This window comes from Mycobacterium sp. 663a-19, from assembly GCF_035616495.1.
GTDB lineage: Bacteria > Actinomycetota > Actinomycetes > Mycobacteriales > Mycobacteriaceae > Mycobacterium.
Map to the genome: position 1 here is coordinate 79,130 of NZ_JAPJAV010000006.1, position 17,674 is coordinate 96,803.

General features: G+C 68.9%; 20 protein-coding genes. 19 read left to right on the top strand and 1 reads right to left on the bottom strand.

The features are described from left to right. The first annotated feature begins 1 nt into the window (after nucleotide 1). The gene (locus OQ968_RS12450) at nucleotides 2-1,210 is read left to right on the top strand and encodes an acyl-CoA dehydrogenase family protein (RefSeq protein WP_324678162.1); all 1,209 of its coding nucleotides are present in this window, start codon (nucleotides 2-4) and stop codon (nucleotides 1,208-1,210) included. 76 nt (nucleotides 1,211-1,286) lie between these two features. Here OQ968_RS12450 and OQ968_RS12455 read toward each other — a convergent pair whose 3' ends face one another. After that, nucleotides 1,287-2,144: an oxidoreductase gene (locus OQ968_RS12455; RefSeq protein ID WP_324678165.1), complete on the bottom strand. Its 858-nt coding sequence runs from the start codon at nucleotides 2,142-2,144 to the stop codon at nucleotides 1,287-1,289. Nucleotides 2,145-2,193: 49 nt separating this feature from the next. Here OQ968_RS12455 and OQ968_RS12460 point away from each other — a divergent pair, with 49 nt between their 5' ends. The 18 genes from OQ968_RS12460 (at nucleotide 2,194) to nuoF (ending at nucleotide 17,651) form a co-directional block, all read left to right on the top strand. Beyond that, the gene (locus tag OQ968_RS12460; RefSeq protein WP_324678167.1) at nucleotides 2,194-3,162 is read left to right on the top strand and encodes an NADPH:quinone oxidoreductase family protein; all 969 of its coding nucleotides are present in this window, start codon (nucleotides 2,194-2,196) and stop codon (nucleotides 3,160-3,162) included. A gap of 104 nt (nucleotides 3,163-3,266) precedes the next feature. Further along, nucleotides 3,267-4,382, top strand: coding sequence for a homogentisate 1,2-dioxygenase (locus tag OQ968_RS12465; protein ID WP_324678169.1), 1,116 nt, complete (start codon nucleotides 3,267-3,269; stop codon nucleotides 4,380-4,382). 11 nt (nucleotides 4,383-4,393) lie between these two features. Then, nucleotides 4,394-5,569 (top strand): alpha/beta hydrolase, encoded by a 1,176-nt coding sequence (locus OQ968_RS12470; RefSeq protein WP_420715899.1) that lies wholly within the window; start codon nucleotides 4,394-4,396, stop codon nucleotides 5,567-5,569. Beyond that, nucleotides 5,566-6,765, top strand: coding sequence for a CoA transferase (locus tag OQ968_RS12475; RefSeq protein ID WP_324678173.1), 1,200 nt, complete (start codon nucleotides 5,566-5,568; stop codon nucleotides 6,763-6,765). Before OQ968_RS12470 ends, OQ968_RS12475 begins: the two co-directional genes overlap by 4 nt. Continuing rightward, entirely contained in the window at nucleotides 6,762-7,658 is an 897-nt protein-coding gene (locus OQ968_RS12480; protein ID WP_324678175.1) for a hydroxymethylglutaryl-CoA lyase, read from the top strand. Before OQ968_RS12475 ends, OQ968_RS12480 begins: the two co-directional genes overlap by 4 nt. Further along, nucleotides 7,658-8,278 (top strand): TetR/AcrR family transcriptional regulator, encoded by a 621-nt coding sequence (locus OQ968_RS12485; RefSeq protein ID WP_324678177.1) that lies wholly within the window; start codon nucleotides 7,658-7,660, stop codon nucleotides 8,276-8,278. Before OQ968_RS12480 ends, OQ968_RS12485 begins: the two co-directional genes overlap by 1 nt. A gap of 21 nt (nucleotides 8,279-8,299) precedes the next feature. Continuing rightward, nucleotides 8,300-9,538: an acyl-CoA dehydrogenase family protein gene (locus tag OQ968_RS12490; protein WP_324678179.1), complete on the top strand. Its 1,239-nt coding sequence runs from the start codon at nucleotides 8,300-8,302 to the stop codon at nucleotides 9,536-9,538. Continuing rightward, on the top strand, nucleotides 9,535-10,518 hold the full coding sequence (locus OQ968_RS12495) for a phosphotransferase family protein (RefSeq protein WP_420715900.1): 984 nt from the start codon (nucleotides 9,535-9,537) through the stop codon (nucleotides 10,516-10,518). The genes OQ968_RS12490 and OQ968_RS12495 overlap by 4 nt, the downstream gene beginning before the upstream one ends. After that, nucleotides 10,515-10,862, top strand: a complete 348-nt coding sequence (locus OQ968_RS12500) for a DUF6285 domain-containing protein (protein ID WP_324678181.1) — start codon at nucleotides 10,515-10,517, stop codon at nucleotides 10,860-10,862. Before OQ968_RS12495 ends, OQ968_RS12500 begins: the two co-directional genes overlap by 4 nt. A gap of 11 nt (nucleotides 10,863-10,873) precedes the next feature. After that, entirely contained in the window at nucleotides 10,874-11,272 is a 399-nt protein-coding gene (locus OQ968_RS12505) for a nuclear transport factor 2 family protein (protein WP_324678183.1), read from the top strand. Between the two features lie 18 nt (nucleotides 11,273-11,290). Beyond that, a complete protein-coding gene (locus OQ968_RS12510) occupies nucleotides 11,291-11,839 on the top strand; it encodes a YceI family protein (protein WP_324678185.1) in 549 nt (182 codons plus the stop codon). Nucleotides 11,840-11,869: 30 nt separating this feature from the next. Then, a complete protein-coding gene (locus tag OQ968_RS12515) occupies nucleotides 11,870-12,295 on the top strand; it encodes a hypothetical protein (RefSeq protein WP_324678187.1) in 426 nt (141 codons plus the stop codon). Between the two features lie 252 nt (nucleotides 12,296-12,547). Further along, a complete protein-coding gene (locus tag OQ968_RS12520) occupies nucleotides 12,548-12,925 on the top strand; it encodes an NADH-quinone oxidoreductase subunit A (RefSeq protein WP_324678189.1) in 378 nt (125 codons plus the stop codon). 8 nt (nucleotides 12,926-12,933) lie between these two features. Continuing rightward, nucleotides 12,934-13,488 (top strand): NADH-quinone oxidoreductase subunit B family protein, encoded by a 555-nt coding sequence (locus tag OQ968_RS12525; RefSeq protein ID WP_324678192.1) that lies wholly within the window; start codon nucleotides 12,934-12,936, stop codon nucleotides 13,486-13,488. After that, on the top strand, nucleotides 13,485-14,213 hold the full coding sequence (locus tag OQ968_RS12530) for an NADH-quinone oxidoreductase subunit C (RefSeq protein WP_324678194.1): 729 nt from the start codon (nucleotides 13,485-13,487) through the stop codon (nucleotides 14,211-14,213). Before OQ968_RS12525 ends, OQ968_RS12530 begins: the two co-directional genes overlap by 4 nt. Next, the gene (gene nuoD, locus OQ968_RS12535) at nucleotides 14,213-15,541 is read left to right on the top strand and encodes an NADH dehydrogenase (quinone) subunit D (RefSeq protein ID WP_324678196.1); all 1,329 of its coding nucleotides are present in this window, start codon (nucleotides 14,213-14,215) and stop codon (nucleotides 15,539-15,541) included. Before OQ968_RS12530 ends, nuoD begins: the two co-directional genes overlap by 1 nt. After that, entirely contained in the window at nucleotides 15,538-16,317 is a 780-nt protein-coding gene (nuoE, locus tag OQ968_RS12540) for an NADH-quinone oxidoreductase subunit NuoE (protein WP_324678198.1), read from the top strand. The genes nuoD and nuoE overlap by 4 nt, the downstream gene beginning before the upstream one ends. After that, nucleotides 16,317-17,651, top strand: a complete 1,335-nt coding sequence (gene nuoF, locus OQ968_RS12545; protein WP_324678200.1) for an NADH-quinone oxidoreductase subunit NuoF — start codon at nucleotides 16,317-16,319, stop codon at nucleotides 17,649-17,651. Before nuoE ends, nuoF begins: the two co-directional genes overlap by 1 nt. Nucleotides 17,652-17,674: the final 23 nt, after the last annotated feature.

The window sequence follows — 17,674 nt, forward strand, 5'->3', positions numbered from 1 at the left end:
CATGGCAATCAATTTGGAACTGCCCCGCAAGATGCAGGCGGTGATCGACAAGGCGCATCAGGCCGGCGCGGAGATGATGCGGCCGATCGCCCGCAAATACGACCTCAGGGAGCACGAGTATCCCGTCGAGCTGGACACGCTGGCCAGCCTGTTCCAGGGAGCCACCGAGTCCAACGCCCTGGGGCTTGCCGGGGCCGAGGCGTTCCGCAGCGGCGAAAGCAAGGAAGAGAACCACAACGGCGCCAACATGGCCGCGGTGCTGCAGACCATGGAGGCCTGCTGGGGCGACGCGGCGATGATGCTGTCGATCCCCTATCAGGGCCTGGGCAACGCGGCCATCTCCGGTGTGGCCACCGACGAGCAACTGCAGCGGTTGGGCAGGGTGTGGGCGGCGATGGCGATCACCGAGCCGGGCTTCGGATCCGACTCGGCGGCGGTGTCCACCACCGCGACGCTCGACGGCGACGAATACGTGATCAACGGCGAAAAGATCTTCGTCACAGCGGGTTCGCGCGCCACCCACATCGTGGTGTGGGCGACGCTGGACAAGTCGAAGGGCCGCCCCGCGATCAAGTCGTTCATCGTGCCGCGGGAACACCCGGGCGTCACGGTGGAGCGGCTGGAGGACAAGCTCGGCATCAAGGGCTCCGACACCGCCGTCATCCGGTTCGACAACGCGCGGATACCGAAGGACAACCTGCTGGGCAACCCGGAGATCGAGCCGGGCAAGGGGTTCGCCGGCGTCATGGAGACCTTCGACAACACCCGGCCCGTGGTGGCGGCGATGGCCATCGGGATCGCCCGGGCGGCGCTGGAAGAACTGCGCAAGATCCTGACCGAGTCCGGCGTGGAGATCTCCTACGACAAGCCGTCACACGTCCAAAGCGCTGCCGCGGCCGAGTTTTTGCGGATGGAGGCCGACTGGGAGGCCAGCTACCAGCTGGCCCTGCGCGCGGCGTGGCAGGCCGACAACTCGATCCCCAACTCCAAGGAAGCGTCGATGGCCAAGGCCAAGGCGGGCCGGGTGGGCAGCGACATCACGCTAAAGGCCGTCGAATTGGTCGGCACCACAGGCTATTCCGAGCAGACGCTGCTGGAGAAGTGGGCGCGCGACTCGAAGATCATGGACATCTTCGAGGGAACGCAGCAGATCCAGCAGCTGGTGGTCGCCCGCCGCCTGCTCGGCCTGTCGTCGTCGGAGCTCAAGTAGGTCGCCTTTGCGGCGAACGTGAACCTGCGGCGAGAATTTGGCGAATTTTTCTCCGTGAGTGCACTTTCGGCGAAACCTAACCGGCGAGCGCGGTCAGCTGCTCGCGGCTGTCCTCGTCGAGCTCGATCGAGGCGACCTCCAAGTTCTCCTCCAGGTGCCGCACCGACGAGGTACCGGGGATGAGCAGAACGTTGGGTGCCACGCTCAGCGTCCACGCCAGCGCGACCTGGGCCGGGGTGCGCCCGAGCCGCTCGGCGATCCGCTGCACCGACGGGTTGCCCAGCACCGGATTCGGCTGCAGGAACGCGGCCCCGAGCGGGAAGAACGGAACGAACGCAATTCCCCGCGCCGTGCATTCGTCCAGCACCGGGGCCGAGTCACGGTCAACGAGGTTGAAAGCGTTTTGCACACAGGCGATCTCGGTGCGCTCCAGCGCGCGCAGTAGGTGCTCGCGGTTGATGTTGCTCAGCCCGATCCCGCCGATCAACCCCTCGTCGCGCACCTGGATCATGACCGAGAGCTGATCGTCGAACAGCCGGTCCGGCCCGTCGCTCTCGAACAGTCGCAGATTCACCGCGGCCAGCTGGTCGACGCCCAGGGTGAGCAGATTCAATTCGATGTCGCGGCGCAGGTCGGCGGGCTCGGCGACCGGGAGCCAGCCGCCGGCGTCGTCGCGGCGCCCGCCGACCTTGGTCACCAGGGCCAGGTTCTCGGGGTACGGGTGCAGCGCCTCGCAGATCAGCTCGTTGGCGACGTCGGGGCCGTAGAACTGCGCGGTGTCGATGTGGTCGACGCCGAGCTCGACGGCGCGGCGCAGCACCGCCAGCGCCTGGTCGCGATCCCGCGGCGGCCCGAACACACCGGGGCCCGGCAGTTGCATCGCCCCGAACCCGATACGGGCGACCGCACGGCCGCCGAGCGGAAAGGAATCCATCACGGTGAGGTTAGTAGGCTGATCGGGCGACATCGACGACGGAGGTGGCATGCGGGCTGCACGGGTGACTCGGCTGGATGGTCCCGACGCGATCGAGGTGACGGAGGTCGACGAACCCTCGGGTGACGGCGTCGTCGTCGAGGTGCACGCCGCCGGCGCGGCGTTCCCCGACGCGCTGCTGACCCGTGGGCTCTATCAATACCGCCCGGAGCCGCCGTTCGTGCTCGGAGCCGAGATCGCCGGCGTGGTGCGCTCGGCATCGGACGACGCTCACGTGCGGGCCGGCGACAGGGTCGTCGGGCTGACGATGCTGTCCGGCGGCATGGCCGAGGTCGCGATCCTGCAGCCCGACCGGGTGTTCAAGCTCCCCGACAACGTCAGCTTCGAGGCGGGCGCCGGCCTGCTGTTCAACGACCTGACGGTGTACTTCGCGCTGACCGTGCGCGGCCGGCTGGCTGACGGCGAGACGGTGCTGGTGCACGGCGCCGCGGGCGGGATCGGGACGTCGACGCTGCGGCTGGCCCCGCTGCTCGGGGCGGCCCGCACGATCGCGGTGGTCAGCACCGAGGACAAGGCCGACGTCGCGACGGCGGCGGGCGCCACCGACGTGGTGTTGGCCGAGGGTTTCAAGGACGCGGTCAAGGAGCTCACCGGCGGCCGGGGTGTCGACATGGTCGTCGACCCGGTCGGCGGCGACCGGTTCACCGATTCGCTGCGCTCGCTCGCCCCGGGCGGACGGCTGCTGGTCGTCGGGTTCACCGGCGGAGAGATTCCGACCGTGAAGGTGAACCGGCTGCTGCTCAACAACATTGACGTCGTCGGCGTCGGCTGGGGCGCCTGGACGGCGACACACCCAAACGCGCTCGCCGAGCAGTGGGCCGGGCTCGAGGGCCTGCTGAGCTCCGGCCGGCTGGCTCCCCCGAACCCGGAGGTGTACCCCCTCGCGGAGGCCGCCGCGGCGGTCGCGTCGCTGGAGAATCGCACCGCCAAGGGGAAGGTCGTCGTCCGCGTTCGCTGACGCGCCTATGGCGCACGGATACACCGCCCCTTGTGCGACCCAAAAACAAAAAGTAATGTCACTTTCAGTTATTCAGCCGAGCGGCAACAATCCGGGAGTCATCCATGGAATCCTTCGTTCACCTGCGAAAAGGTAGGACGCCGCGGCGGCTGCACGCCGACCTCGACGGCCTCAAGGACGACGAGCTGGGCCGGGGCGGCTTCACCGGCCGGACCGCGAACATCTACCGCCGCCACGACCCCACCGCCTACCGCTCGGTGGGCCCGCTGCGCCCGCTCGACGTGCTGTCCGGCGAGCTCAAGCCCAGCGACGCCACCGACGCCAACGGCGGGCCGCTGCTGATGTTCAGCAACGCCGACTGCCGCATCCTGCTGAGCCGCCGCCACGAGCCGATGCCGTTCTACACCCGTCACGTCGACGGCGACCTGCTGTGCTTCGTCCACGACGGCACCGGGCTGCTGGAGACCGAGTTCGGGCCGCTGCGCTACCGCGAGGGCGACTGGGTCTACATCCCCAAGGCGTGCACCTGGCGCCAGGTGCCCGATCGCGAAACCACGCTGCTGATGATCGAGGCCAGCGACGAGTTCCGGGTGCCGCCGCCCGGTTCGCTGGGCCGGCACTTCCCGTTCGACCCGTCGCAGGCCACCATCCCCGAGCCCGAACCGATCGACCCCGATCCTTTCCGAGACGGCCGCGACGAATACGAGGTCCGGCTCGTCCACCGGCCCATCGAGGGTGGCGGCACGACAACGCTGTACTACCAACACAATCCGATCGACGTCGAGGGATGGCGCGGCGACAACTTCGCGTTCACCTTCAACATCGCCGACTACAACGTGATCACCTCCGACAGCGTCCACCTGCCGCCGACCGTGCACCTGTTCATGCAGGCCACCGGCGTCTACGTGATGAACTTCCTGCCCAGGCCCGCCGAGGGCATCCCGGGCACCGAGCGCACGCCCTGGTATCACCGCAACGTCGACTACGACGAGATCGCGTTCTTCCACGGCGGCTCGCTCTACGGGATCCCGATGCCGCCGGGCCTGATTTCCCATGCGCCGCAAGGGGTTCACCATGGCGCTCCGGAAAAGGCGCGGGAACGCGCGCGCCGCAAGTTCGACGAGCACACGCGCGTCGACTGGCAGGTCATCGCCGTCGACACCCGGCGGCGGCTGACACCGTCGGCCGAGGTGCTGGCGCACGACCTCGGGCAGCACTGATGAGACAAGCTGTGAAACACGAATACGACCGCATCCCGTATCTCGTTGCGTTCCAGAACAATTCCGCTGTGCGCGACGTGTACGGCGGCCTGGCCGAGATCACCGTGCTGGAGAGCTACCTGCTCAAGCCGAAGGACAAGCCGTCGGACACCGTGCTGGTGTTCATGCACCCAATCGGCGGCGGCGCGTACCTGCCGATGATCAACGCGCTGGCCCGCGCCGGGCACCACGTCATCTACTGCAACAGCCGGTTCCGCGGCACCGATTCGGCGCTGCTGATGGAAAAGGTGGTCGAGGACCTCGGCGAGTGCATCAAGGACGCCAAGAAGCGGCTGGGCTACAGCAGGGTCGTGCTGGCCGGGTGGAGCGGCGGCGGCTCGCTGTCGGTGTTCTACCAGCAGCAGGCCCAGCACGCGACCATCACGTCGAGCCCGTCGGGCGACGGCCCCGACCTCACCAAGCTGGAGCTGCCCGCCGCCGACGGCATCATGCTGCTCGCCGCGCACATCAGCCGGCACGGCACGCTGACCGAATGGCTCGACGCGTCCATCCTCGACGAATCCGACCCCACCAAGCGCGATCCCGAGCTCGACCTGTACAAGTCCGACAACCCCAACCAGCCGCCCTACAGCCAAGAGTTCCTCGCCCGGTACCGGCAGGCCCAGATCGACCGCAACCGCCGGATCACCGCGTGGGTCAAGGACAAGCTCGCCGAACTGAGGGCCGGCGGCCGCCCAGACGACGAGTTCTGCTTCGTCGTGCACGGCACCATGGCCGACCCGCGCTGGCTGGATCCCACGGTCGACCCGAACGAACGCACGCCGGGAACCTGCTACCTGGGCGACCCTCGAGTGGTGAACATGAGCCCGGTCGGGCTGGCCCGCTTCTCGACGCTGCGCGGGTGGCTCTCGCAGTGGAGCTACGACGAGGCCCGCGGCGACGGGGTGGACTGCGGGCGCGACATCGCGGTCCCGGCGCTGGTGATCGGTAACCTGGCCGATGACGCCTGCACGCCCAGCCACACCCGGCGGCTGTTCGAGGCGATCGGGCACCCCGACAAGGAGATGCACGAAATCCCCGGCGCCACACACTATTACGCCGGTCCCGACCAGCGCGACAAGCTGCGCCAGGCCGTCGAGATCATCACCGGCTGGCTGGCCCGCCACGACTTCGCGGTGAAAGTATGACGGGTGCTCTGGACGGCATCCGGGTGCTCGAGCTGGGCACCCTGATCGCCGGGCCGTTCGCGGGCCGGCTGCTCGGCGACATGGGCGCCGACGTCATCAAGGTGGAGCCGCCCGGCGCCCCGGACCCGCTGCGCACCTGGGGCCAGGCCGAGCTCGACGGGCACCACGTCTTCTGGACGGTGCACGCCCGCAACAAGCGCGCGATCACCCTCGACCTGCGCCGGCCCCGCGGCCGCGAGTTGTTCCTCGAGCTCGTCGAGAAGTCCGACATCGTGGTGGAGAACTTCCGGCCGGGCACGCTGGAGAAGTGGAACCTGGGCTACGACGTGCTGTCCGAACGGAATCCGGGCATCATCCTGGTCCGGGTCTCCGGCTACGGGCAGACCGGGCCGGAGGCGCACAAGGCGGGCTACGCCTCGGTGGCCGAGGCGGGCAGCGGGCTGCGGCACCTCAACGGCTTCCCGGGCGGCCCGCCGCCCCGGCTGGCGCTCTCCCTCGGCGACAGCCTGGCCGGGATGTTCGGCGCCCAGGGCGCGCTGGCCGCCCTGTACCGCCGCGGCGTGACCGGCCGCGGCCAGGTGGTCGACGTCGCGCTCACCGAATCATGTTTGGCCGTCCAGGAATCCACGATCCCCGATTACGACGTCGGCGGCGTGGTGCGCGGGCCGTCGGGCACCCGGCTGGAGGGCATCGCGCCGTCCAACATCTACCGCAGCGCCGACGGCTCCTGGGTGGTCATCGCCGCGAACCAGGACACCGTGTTCGCCCGGCTGTGCAAGGCGATGGGCCGGCCCGAGCTGGCCACCGACGACCGGTTCGCCACGCACCGGGCGCGCGGGCGCAATCAGGACGAACTCGACGAAATCATCGGCGCCTGGGCCGCCGAGCGGCAACCCGGCGAGATCATCGAAACGCTTAGCGCCGCGGGCGTGATCTCGGGGCCGATCAACACGGTCGCCGAAGTGGTCGAAGACCCGCAGCTGAAGGCGCGCGGCATGCTGGTCGAGCACTACGACGAGCGCGTCGGGCGTAACGTCTTGGGGCCGGGGATCGTGCCGGTGCTGTCCGAGTCGCCGGGCGCCGTCCGCAACGCCGGTCCCGCGCGTCCCGGGCAACACAACGACCACGTCTACATCGGGCTGCTGGGCAAGACCGCCGAGCAACTCGACGAGTTGCGCGCCGAGGAGGTTATATGAACTCCCACGTCGACATCCGCGAGGTGTCGCTGCGCGACGGCCTGCAGATCGAAAAGCCAATCCCGTTGTCGGCCAAGCTGGAACTGCTGGCGGCCGTGGCCGCCACCGGGGTGCGGGAGGTGGAGGCCACGGCCTTCGTCTCCCCCAGCAAGGTGCCGTCGATGGCCGACGCCGCCGAACTCGCCGCGCACCTGCACGAGTATCCCGGCATCGAGTTCTCCGCCCTGGTCGCCAGCCCCGGCGGGGCCAAGCGCGCCGTCGCGGCCGGCCTGCGATCGATCGAGTACGTGGTGGCCGCCGACGACGCCTTCAGCAAGGCCAACGTCGGGCGCACCAGCGCCGAGGCCACCGAACAGATCGGCGAGATCGTGGGCATCGCGCACGACGGCGGCGTCACCGTCGAGGTGATCGTCGCCACCGCGTGGGACTCGCCGTTCGAGGGCCCCACGCCGCCGCAGCGGGTGCTCGACATCGCCACGGCCGCCCGCGACCAAGGCGCGGACCGCTTCTGCATCGCCGACACCATTGGCACGACCACCCCGGGCAGGGTGAGTTCGCTTGTCGCCCAATTGCGTCCGGTCATCGGCGACATGCCGCTGGGCGCGCACTTCCACAACACCCGCGGCGCCGGGCTGGCCAGCGCCTATGCGGCGGTCGGCTCCGGCGTCACCCGCCTGGACGCCTCGGTCGGCGGGCTGGGTGGCTGCCCGTTCGCGCCGGGCGCCACCGGCAACATCGCCACCGAGGACCTGGTGTACCTGCTGCGCGACAGCGGCATCGACGTCGACGTCGACCTGCAGGCCGCCATCGCGGCGGCGGAGGTCGCGCGGTCGGTCGTCGGCCATGACCTGCCGAGCGCCCTGCTGCGCGCCGGCGACCGAATGCAGGCCTGATGCCCACCCGGGAGCTGACCTCCAAGGGCCGCCAGACCAGGCAGGCCATCGAGCAGGCCGCGCGAAAGCTGTTCGCGGAGCGCGGCTTTCACGGCACCACGCTGGCCGACATCACGTCGGCCGCGGGCAAGTCGCCGGCGGTGTTCTACCGGTATTTCGCCGACAAGGAAGACCTGCTGGCCGCGCTCGCCGAGTCCTTTCTGCACGACGTCGTGACGCCGTCCGGGCTGAGCGTGCACCTGCCGGACTCGCCCGACGACGACGCGTTCTTCACCTCGGTGGTCACCGGGTACTGGAACATCTTCAAGCAGAACATCGGCATCATGATCGCCGTCGCCCAGCTGGGCGCCACCCAGCAGCGGTTCGCGGCCGTGCAGAACGAGTTTCGGCGTTTCGGCATGGACATCGTGGCCGCCTCGGTCCGCCGCGCGCAGGAACAGGGCTACGGCAAAGAGCTCAACCCGCACTACACGGCGGCGGCCATCGCGCTGCTGTTCGAGAACTTCACCACCGTCTTCGTCGGCCCGTCGGGCCCGGGCGGCCTGGGCGTGAGGATCAGCGACGAGGACGCCATCGCCACCCTGTCCACAATCTGGAAGAAAACCCTGTACGGCGCGTAACGAGATCGTGAGGAGATCAGCGTGGATTTCACTCTGCCAGAACACCTTCCGGGGCTGCTTGCCGAGATGGACGCGTTCATCGAGCGCGAGATCGCGCCGCTGCAGGCCGAGAACATGCAGTACTTCGACCAGCGCCGCGAGCATGCCCGCACCGACTGGGACAACGACGGCATCCCGACCCGGGAGTGGGAGGACCTGCTCGCCGAGATGCGCCGGCGGGCCGACCGGGCCGGCTGGCTGCGCTACGGGCTGCCCGACTCGCTGGGCGGCCGCGACGGTTCCAACGTCGACATGGCCGTCATCCGGGAGCACCTGGCGCACAAGGGCCTTGGCCTGCACAACGACCTGCAGAACGAATCCTCGATCGTCGGGAACTTCCCGCAGGTGATCATGATGGAGCGGTTCGGCACCGACGAGCAACGACGGGTCTGGTCGGAGGCGCTGATCACCGGGGAGCGCTCGATGGCGTTCGGCCTCACCGAGCCGCGGCACGGCTCCGACGCGACCTGGCTGGAAACCCACGCCAAGCCCGACGGCGAGGACTGGGTGATCAACGGCTCCAAGCGGTTCAACACCGGCGTGCACCGCGCCACCCACGATCTGGTCTTCGCCCGCACGTCCGGCGAGCCCGGACAGGCCCGGGGCATCACCGCGTTCATGGTCCCGACCGACGCGCCGGGGTTCAACGTGCCCTACTACTGGTGGACGTTCAACATGCCCACCGACCACGGCGAGGTCGAGCTGACCGATGTGCGGGTGCCCGCCGACGCGGTGCTCGGCGAGGTGGACCGCGGCCTCGAGGTCGCCCAGACGTTCTTGCACGAGAACCGGATTCGCCAGGCCGCCAGCAGCCTGGGCGCTGCGCAATACTGCATCGACCGGGCCGCGGAGTACGCCGGCAGGCGCACGGTGTTCGGCAAGCCGCTGTCGGTCAACCAGGCCGTCCAATGGCCGCTGGCGGAGTTGCAGACCGAGGCCCAGATGGTACGGCTGCTGGTCCAATACGCGGCGTGGCACCTGGACCGCGACCACCACATGGAGGTCTCCGACAAGGTGTCGATGGCCAACTACCGCGCCAACCGGCTGGTCTGCGACGCCGCCGACCGCGCCATGCAGGTCTTCGGCGGCCTCGGGTACAGCCGCCACGAGCCCTTCGAGCACATCTACCGTCACCACCGCCGCTACCGGATCACCGAGGGCGCCGAGGAGATCCAGATCCGCCGAGTGGCCCAGCGGCTGTTCAAGTTCGGCAGCAAGTGAATTTGCACGACCGATTGCCCGCGGTGTTGGGCCCGGTGCTGGGCGCCGACGTGACGATCGGCAACCTGCGCGCGCTGACCGGCGGCGCCAGCAGAACCACGTGGGCGTTCGACGCCGTCACCGATGGGCGGCGCCGTCCGCTCATCCTGCGCGCCGGCCCACCCGACGACGCGCACGCCGGCATGGAACTGGAGGCCCGGTCGCAGGCCGCCGCCGCCGCGGCCGGCGCGCCGGTCCCGCACATCCTGGTCGCCGACGATTCGCCTGCCGCACTGGGCAATCCGTTTCTCATCTGCGACGAGATCAAGGGCGAGACCATCGTCCGTCGCATCCAGCGCCGCCTCGACGAGACGGGCCGCGCCAACCTGCTGCGCCAATGCGCCCGGGCGCTGGCCGCCATCCACCGGGCCGACGCGGACCTGCCCGGGCTGACCGAAGCGGACGAGCTCGACGAGTGGCGCGCGCGGCTCGACGCGATGGGCGACACCACGGCCACCTTCGAGTGGGGGTTTCGCTGGCTGGCCGCCCGCAGGCCCGAGCCCTCGCCCACCGTGCTGGTGCACGGCGACTTCCGGATGGGAAACCTCATCGTCGACGGTTGCGACCTTGCCGCCGTTCTGGATTGGGAGCTGGTGCACCGCGGGCAGGCCTACGAGGACCTGGCCTGGTTCTGCATCCGGGCCTGGCGGTTCGGCGCGCCCGCCGGCCTGGGGGCCGGCGGCCTCGGCAGCATCGAGAGCTTCTTGGTTGCCTACGAGGAGGCCGGCGGGACTACCGTCGATCGGGTGGCGTTTCACTGGTGGCTGGTGCTGGCCACGCTGCGCTGGGGTGTCATCTGCCGGCACCAGGCCGAGCGCCACCTGAGCGGGCAGGTCCGCTCGGTGGAATTGGCGGCGATCGGGCGCCGCGTCTGCGAGACCGAATGGGATCTGCTCGACCTGCTCGAGGCTCGACCTGCTCGGGAAAGGCACAGCCCGTGACATCCGGTGACCCGCTGCACGGCCGGCCGACGGCGGCCGAGCTGGTGGCGGCGGTGGCCGAATTCATCGAAGGCGATGTGCGCGAGGCGACCGGCGGACAGGTCAACTTCCACGCCCGGGTGGCCGCCAACGTCCTACGCATCGTCGAGCGCGAACTGCTCGACGACGGTGCCGGGCAGGCGCGCGCGGCGCTGGCCGGCCTGGGGTTCGCCGACGAGACCGGCCTTGCCGCCGCGATCCGGGCCGGTGAGCTGGACGGGCGCACCGAGGACGTCACGGCCTGCCTGCGGACCCTGGTCCGGCACCGGCTGGCGGTTGCCCATCCCGGATACGACAGCGAATAGGAGCCAGTGCCATGCCCGCCACCGCGGAAACCGTCGTCGACGTAGCCGACCGCCTGTTCACGGCGATCGAGAAGGGCGACAAGGACGCGGTCGCCCGAATGTGGAGCGACGACATCGCCGTCTGGCGCGTCGGTGCGCGCCGCGATGACGACAAGGCCCGCGCGCTGCGGGTCATCGACTGGTTCATCGACGTCACCACCGAGCGCCGCTACGAGATCCTGGATCGCCGGCTGTTCAGTGACGGACCGGCAGGCGGCTTCGTCCAGCAGCACATCCTGCGCGCCACCGGCCATGCCGGCCAATCGATCTCGCTACGCGTCTGCATCGTGATCGAGGTGGGCGCCGACGGGCTGATCGACCGGATCGACGAATACTTCGACCCCGCGGGGATAGCCCCCCTGATGGGGTGACGAACGAAAGGGCTGACGATGACGACGTTGGAAACACTGCTCGACGATCCCGAGATGGCCGGCGTGTGGAAGATCGTCCCGGATCGCTCGGCGATCACCTTCGAGGTCAAGAACATGTGGGGCCTGCTGACGGTCAAGGGACGCTTCACCGACTTCGACGGCGACGGGCAACTCACCGGCAAGGGCGCGGTCTTCGGCCGCCTCGACATCCGCGCCGCGTCGCTGGACACCGGCATCGGTCGCCGCGACAAGCACCTGCGCTCGGCCGACTTCTTCGACGCCGAACGCTTCGATCAGATCAGCGTCGTCGTCACCGCGGTGCGCCCCACCGAGGGCCCCCCGAAGGGCAGGGCCGCCGAGCTCGGCGCGAACCTCACCATCAAGGGCGTCACCGCGCCGCTGCCCCTGCCGGTGACCATCACCGAGCTCGAGGACGGCTCCGTCCGGATCTGCGGCCAAACCGAGATCGATCGCTCCCGGTTCGACTTGGGCTGGAACAAGTTCGGCATGATCGGCGCCACGGCGACGGCGGCCGGAGACGTCATCTTCGAGCGGGCGCCCCGGTAAGGCCGCCGCGGCACCAGTACGATCTGCACCGTGCCCGCCTCGAGCCCCGAGTCCAGCCTCGAAACCAGCGTTGCCCTGCGGATCCTCGTCTACAGCAACAACGCCCACACGCGCCAACAAGTGATTCGGGCACTGGGCCGACGCCTGCACCCGGACCTGCCGGAGCTGAACTACGTCGAGGTGGCGACCGGTCCGATGGTGATACGCACGATGGACGAGGGCGGCATCGACTTGGCCATCCTCGACGGCGAGGCCACCCCGACCGGCGGCATGGGCATCGCCAAGCAGCTCAAGGACGAACTCGCGACCTGCCCGCCGATCGTGGTGCTCACCGGGCGCCCGGACGACGCCTGGCTGGCCAGTTGGTCGCGCGCCGAAGCCGCGGTGCCGCACCCCGTCGACCCCATCGTGTTGGGCCGCACGGTGCTCGGCCTGCTGCGCACCCCCGCCCGCTAGCCCGATCACGCCCGCGATCGCCGTCCTCACCTGCGGTGACGGACACGCACCGGGGGCTGCCCCGCGGCGCCCGCGCCGGCCGTCCCGGAAACCTCCCGAAAGCACCACCCCGGGCAACGGCGCCGGGTGTCGCGACGCTATGTTGAAGGTCACTGTGGCGCACTACAGACCCCGTTCGTCACAGCAGCCCGGTTACCGCCCGGCCGCCGCTCAAGCCTTGGGAGACGGCCCCACGACGGATCATGGAGCGAATTGAACGTCTACATACCCATCCTGGTGCTAGGCGCGATTGCCGCCGCCTTTGCCGTCGGCTCGGTGGCGCTGGCAAGCCTGGTCGGCCCGTCGCGCTACAACAAGTCGAAGCAGGCCGCCTACGAGTGCGGGATCGAACCCACCGAGACGTCGGTGAGCGGCCCGCAAGCCAGGCCGGGCCAGCGGTTCCCGGTGAAGTACTACCTGACCGCAATGCTGTTCATCGTCTTCGACATCGAGATCGTGTTCCTGTATCCCTGGGCGGTGAGCTACGACGCCCTGGGGACGTTCGCGTTGGTCGAGATGGTGGTGTTCATGCTGACGGTCTTCGTGGCCTACGCCTACGTGTGGCGCCGCGGCGGCCTGACGTGGGATTGAGGTAAGACGTGGGCCTGGAAGAACAGCTGCCCGGCGGCATCCTGCTGTCGACGGTCGAGAAGGTCGCCGGTTACGTCCGCAAGAACTCGTTGTGGCCGGCGACGTTCGGGCTGGCCTGCTGCGCGATCGAGATGATGGCGACGGCGGGGCCGAGGTTCGACATCGCGCGCTTCGGCATGGAGCGTTTCTCGGCGACGCCGCGGCAGGCCGACCTGATGATCGTGGCCGGACGGGTCAGCCAGAAGATGGCGCCGGTGCTGCGCCAGATTTACGACCAGATGGGCGAGCCGAAATGGGTGCTGGCCATGGGCGTGTGCGCGTCGTCGGGCGGAATGTTCAACAACTACGCGATCGTGCAGGGCGTGGACCACGTCGTCCCGGTGGACATCTACCTGCCCGGCTGCCCACCGCGCCCGGAGATGCTGCTGCACGCAATCCTCAAGCTGCACGAGAAGATTCAGGAAATGCCGCTGGGCGTCAACCGGGAAGAGGCCATCGCCGAGGCCGAGCAGGCGGCGCTGGCGACCAAGCCGACGATCGAGATGCGTGGGCTGCTTCGATGAGCTCGCCCGATCACGACCCGAAGGTGGCCGCCAGCGAGGTGGGCGGCTCCGTCCCGTCCCCCGGCGAGGAGGTCATCAACGTCCGCCACGGCATGTTCGGGGCGTCCGGCACCGGTGACACGTCCGGATACGGACGGCTGGTGCGGGCGGTCACGCTGCCGGGCAGCAGCCCCCGGCCGTACGGCGGCTACTTCGACGAGGTCGTCGACCGGCTGGCCGACGCGCTCGAGGCCGGCGGCATCCAATTCGCCGACGCCATCGAGAAAGTCGTCGTCTACCGTGACGAGTTGACCCTGCACGTGCGCCGGGAGCTGCTGCCGCAGGTGGCCCAGCGCCTGCGCGACGAACCGCCCCTGCGCTTCGAGCTCTGCCTCGGCGTCAGCGGGGTGCACTACCCGCACGAGACCGGCCGCGAGCTGCACGCCGTCTACCCGCTGCAGTCGATCACCCACAATCGGCGCGTCCGGCTGGAAGTGTGTGCGCCCGATGGTGATCCACACATCCCGTCGCTGTTCTCGATCTACCCGACCAACGACTGGCACGAGCGCGAGACCTACGACTTCTTCGGCATCATCTTCGACGGGCACCCGTCGTTGACCCGCATCGAGATGCCCGACGACTGGCACGGGCATCCGCAACGCAAGGACTACCCGCTCGGCGGGATCCCGGTGGAATACAAAGGCGCCCAGATACCCCCGCCCGACGAGCGGAGAGCCTACAACTGATGAGCACAGTCACCGATTCGACGCACGACGGCGGCGGCCCCGAGACGGTCGTCGTGGCCGGCGGCCAGGACTGGGAACAGGTCGTCGAAGCCGCCCGCGCCGCCGACCCCGGGGAACGCATCGTCGTCAACATGGGGCCCCAGCACCCGTCCACGCACGGGGTGTTGCGGCTGATCCTGGAGATCGAGGGCGAAACGGTCACCGAGGCCCGCTGCGGGATCGGCTACCTGCACACCGGAATCGAGAAGAACCTCGAATACCGTTACTGGACACAGGGTGTCACCTTCGTGACCCGAATGGATTACCTGTCACCGTTTTTCAACGAGACCGCCTTCTGCCTGGGTGTGGAGAAGCTGCTCGGCATCACCGACGAGATACCGGAGCGGGTCAACGTCATCCGCGTCATGATGATGGAGCTCAACCGGATCTCGTCGCATCTGGTCGCGCTGGCGACCGGCGGCATGGAGTTGGGCGCGATGACCGCGATGTTCCTCGGCTTCCGGGACCGCGAACTCATCCTGAACCTGTTCGAGTCGATCACCGGTTTGCGGATGAACCACAACTACATCCGGCCCGGTGGACTGGCGCAGGATCTACCCCCCAACGCGGTCGACGAGGTCCGGGAGACCATCGGCCTGCTCAGCCGCCGGCTGAACGACCTGGAGAATCTGCTCAACGAGAACGCGATCTGGAAGGCCCGCACCCAGGGCGTGGGCTACCTGGATCTGACCGGCTGCATGGCGCTGGGCATCACCGGACCCATCCTGCGATCCACCGGGCTGCCCCACGACCTGCGCAAGAGCGAACCCTACTGCGGGTACGAGAACTACGAATTCGACGTGATCACCGACGACAGCTGTGATGCGTACGGGCGCTACATGATTCGCGTCAAGGAGATGCGGGAGTCGCTGAAGATCGTCGAGCAGTGCCTGGACAAGTTGCGACCGGGACCGATCATGGTCGACGACCGCAAGATCGCCTGGCCGGCCGACCTGAAGGTCGGGCCCGACGGCCTGGGCAACTCACCGGAGCACATCGCGAAGATCATGGGCAGCTCGATGGAGGCGCTGATCCACCATTTCAAACTGGTCACCGAGGGCATTCGCGTTCCGGCGGGCCAGGTTTACGTCGCGGTGGAGTCGCCGCGCGGTGAGCTGGGCGTGCACATGGTCAGCGACGGCGGCACCCGCCCCTACCGCGTGCATTACCGGGACCCCTCGTTCACCAACCTGCAGTCGGTCGCCGCGATGTGCGAGGGCGGACTGGTCGCCGACCTGATCACCGCGGTCGCGAGCATCGACCCGGTGATGGGCGGGGTCGACCGATGACGGCACCGGGGGTAGGCAACAACGGCGAGCGCGTCTTCATCAGGCTCGGACCACCACCGGAGGAACCCAACCAGTTCGTCGTCGAGGGTGCGCCGCAGTCGTATTCGGCCGAGGTCCGCGCGCGGCTGGAGGTCGACGCCAAGGACATCATCGGCCGCTACCCCGACAAGCGATCGGCGCTGCTGCCGCTGCTGCACCTGGTGCAATCCGAGGACTCCTACCTGACACCCGCGGGCCTGGAGTTCTGCGGCGAGCAGCTCGGGCTGACCGGTGCCGAGGTGGCCGCGGTGGCCAGCTTCTACACCATGTACCGCCGCGGCCCCACCGGCGACTACCTGGTCGGAGTCTGCACCAACACGCTGTGCGCGATCATGGGCGGCGACGCCATATTCGAGACGCTGGTCAACCATCTCGGCGTCCGCAACGACCAGACCACCCCCGACGGCAAGATCACCCTGCAACACATCGAATGCAACGCCGCCTGCGATTTCGCGCCGGTGGTCATGGTCAACTGGGAGTTCTTCGACAACCAGACGCCGGAGTCGGCCCGCGAACTCGTCGACTCGCTGCGCGACGGCAAGCCCGCACCGCCCACCCGCGGCGCCCCGCTGTGCCCCTTCCGCGAGACCTCGCGCATCCTGGCCGGCCTGCCCGACGAGCGCCCCGACCAGGGCCAGGGCGGCGCGGGTGCGGCCACCCTGGCCGGCCTGAAGATCGCGAAGGAGCTCGGCATGCAGGCACCGCCGGCGCCGGGCGCTCCCGGGGAGGAGCAGTAATGGCCGCCGCCGTCCAGGCGACACCGTTGACGCCGGTGATCAGCCGCTACTGGGACGACCCCGAATCGTGGACCTTGGCGACCTATCGACGCCACGACGGCTATCGGGCCATGCAGAAGGCGCTGAGCATGGAGCCCGACGAGGTGATGGGGATCGTCAAGGACTCCGGCCTGCGCGGCCGCGGCGGCGCGGGTTTTTCCACCGGGACGAAGTGGTCGTTCATCCCGCAGGGTGACACCGGCCCGGCCGCCAAGCCGCACTACCTGGTGGTCAACGCCGACGAGTCGGAACCCGGTACGTGCAAAGACATTCCGCTGATGCTGGCGACCCCGCACATGCTCGTCGAGGGCGTCATCATCGCCTGCTACGCGATCCGGGCCCACCACGCGTTCATCTACGTGCGCGGTGAGGTGCTGCCGGTGTTGCGCCGGCTGCAGAACGCGGTGGCCGAGGCCTACGAGGCGGGTTACCTGGGTCGCGACATCAACGGTTCCGGCTTCGATCTCGAGCTGGTGGTGCACGCCGGTGCGGGCGCCTACATCTGCGGCGAGGAGACCGCGCTGCTCGACTCGCTGGAGGGCCGCCGCGGCCAGCCGCGGCTGCGGCCGCCGTTCCCCGCGGTGTCCGGTCTTTACGGCTGCCCGACGGTGATCAACAACGTCGAATCGATCGCCAGCGTCCCGCCGATCATCCTGGGCGGCGTCGACTGGTTCCGGTCGATGGGCAGCGAGAAATCGCCCGGCTTCACGCTGTATTCGCTGTCCGGTCACGTCACCCGGCCGGGCCAGTACGAGGCCCCGCTGGGTATCACGTTGCGCGAGTTGCTCGAATACGCCGGCGGGGTGCGGGCCGGGCATCGGCTCAAGTTCTGGACGCCCGGCGGGTCGTCGACACCGATCCTCACCGAGGAGCACCTTGACGTGCCGCTGGACTACGAGGGCGTGGGCGGGGCCGGTTCGATGCTGGGCACCAAGGCGTTGCAGATTTTCGACGAGACGACGTGCGTGGTGCGCGCGGCCCGGCGCTGGTCGGAGTTCTACAAACACGAGTCGTGCGGGAAATGCACGCCGTGCCGGGAGGGCACATACTGGCTGGCGCCGATCTACGAGCGACTGGAGACGGGCCGCGGCACCCACGAGGATCTGGACACGCTGCTCGACATCGCCGACATCCTGTTCGGAAAGTCGTTCTGCGCGTTGGGCGATGGCGCGGCGATGCCGGTGCAGTCGTCGATCCGGTACTTCCGCGACGAGTACGTCGCCCACGTCGAGGGCGGCGGCTGCCCGTTCGACCCCCGAGACTCGATGCTGATGCCCAACGGAGGTAACGCGTGACTCGCGCCGGCGACGATGCAGAG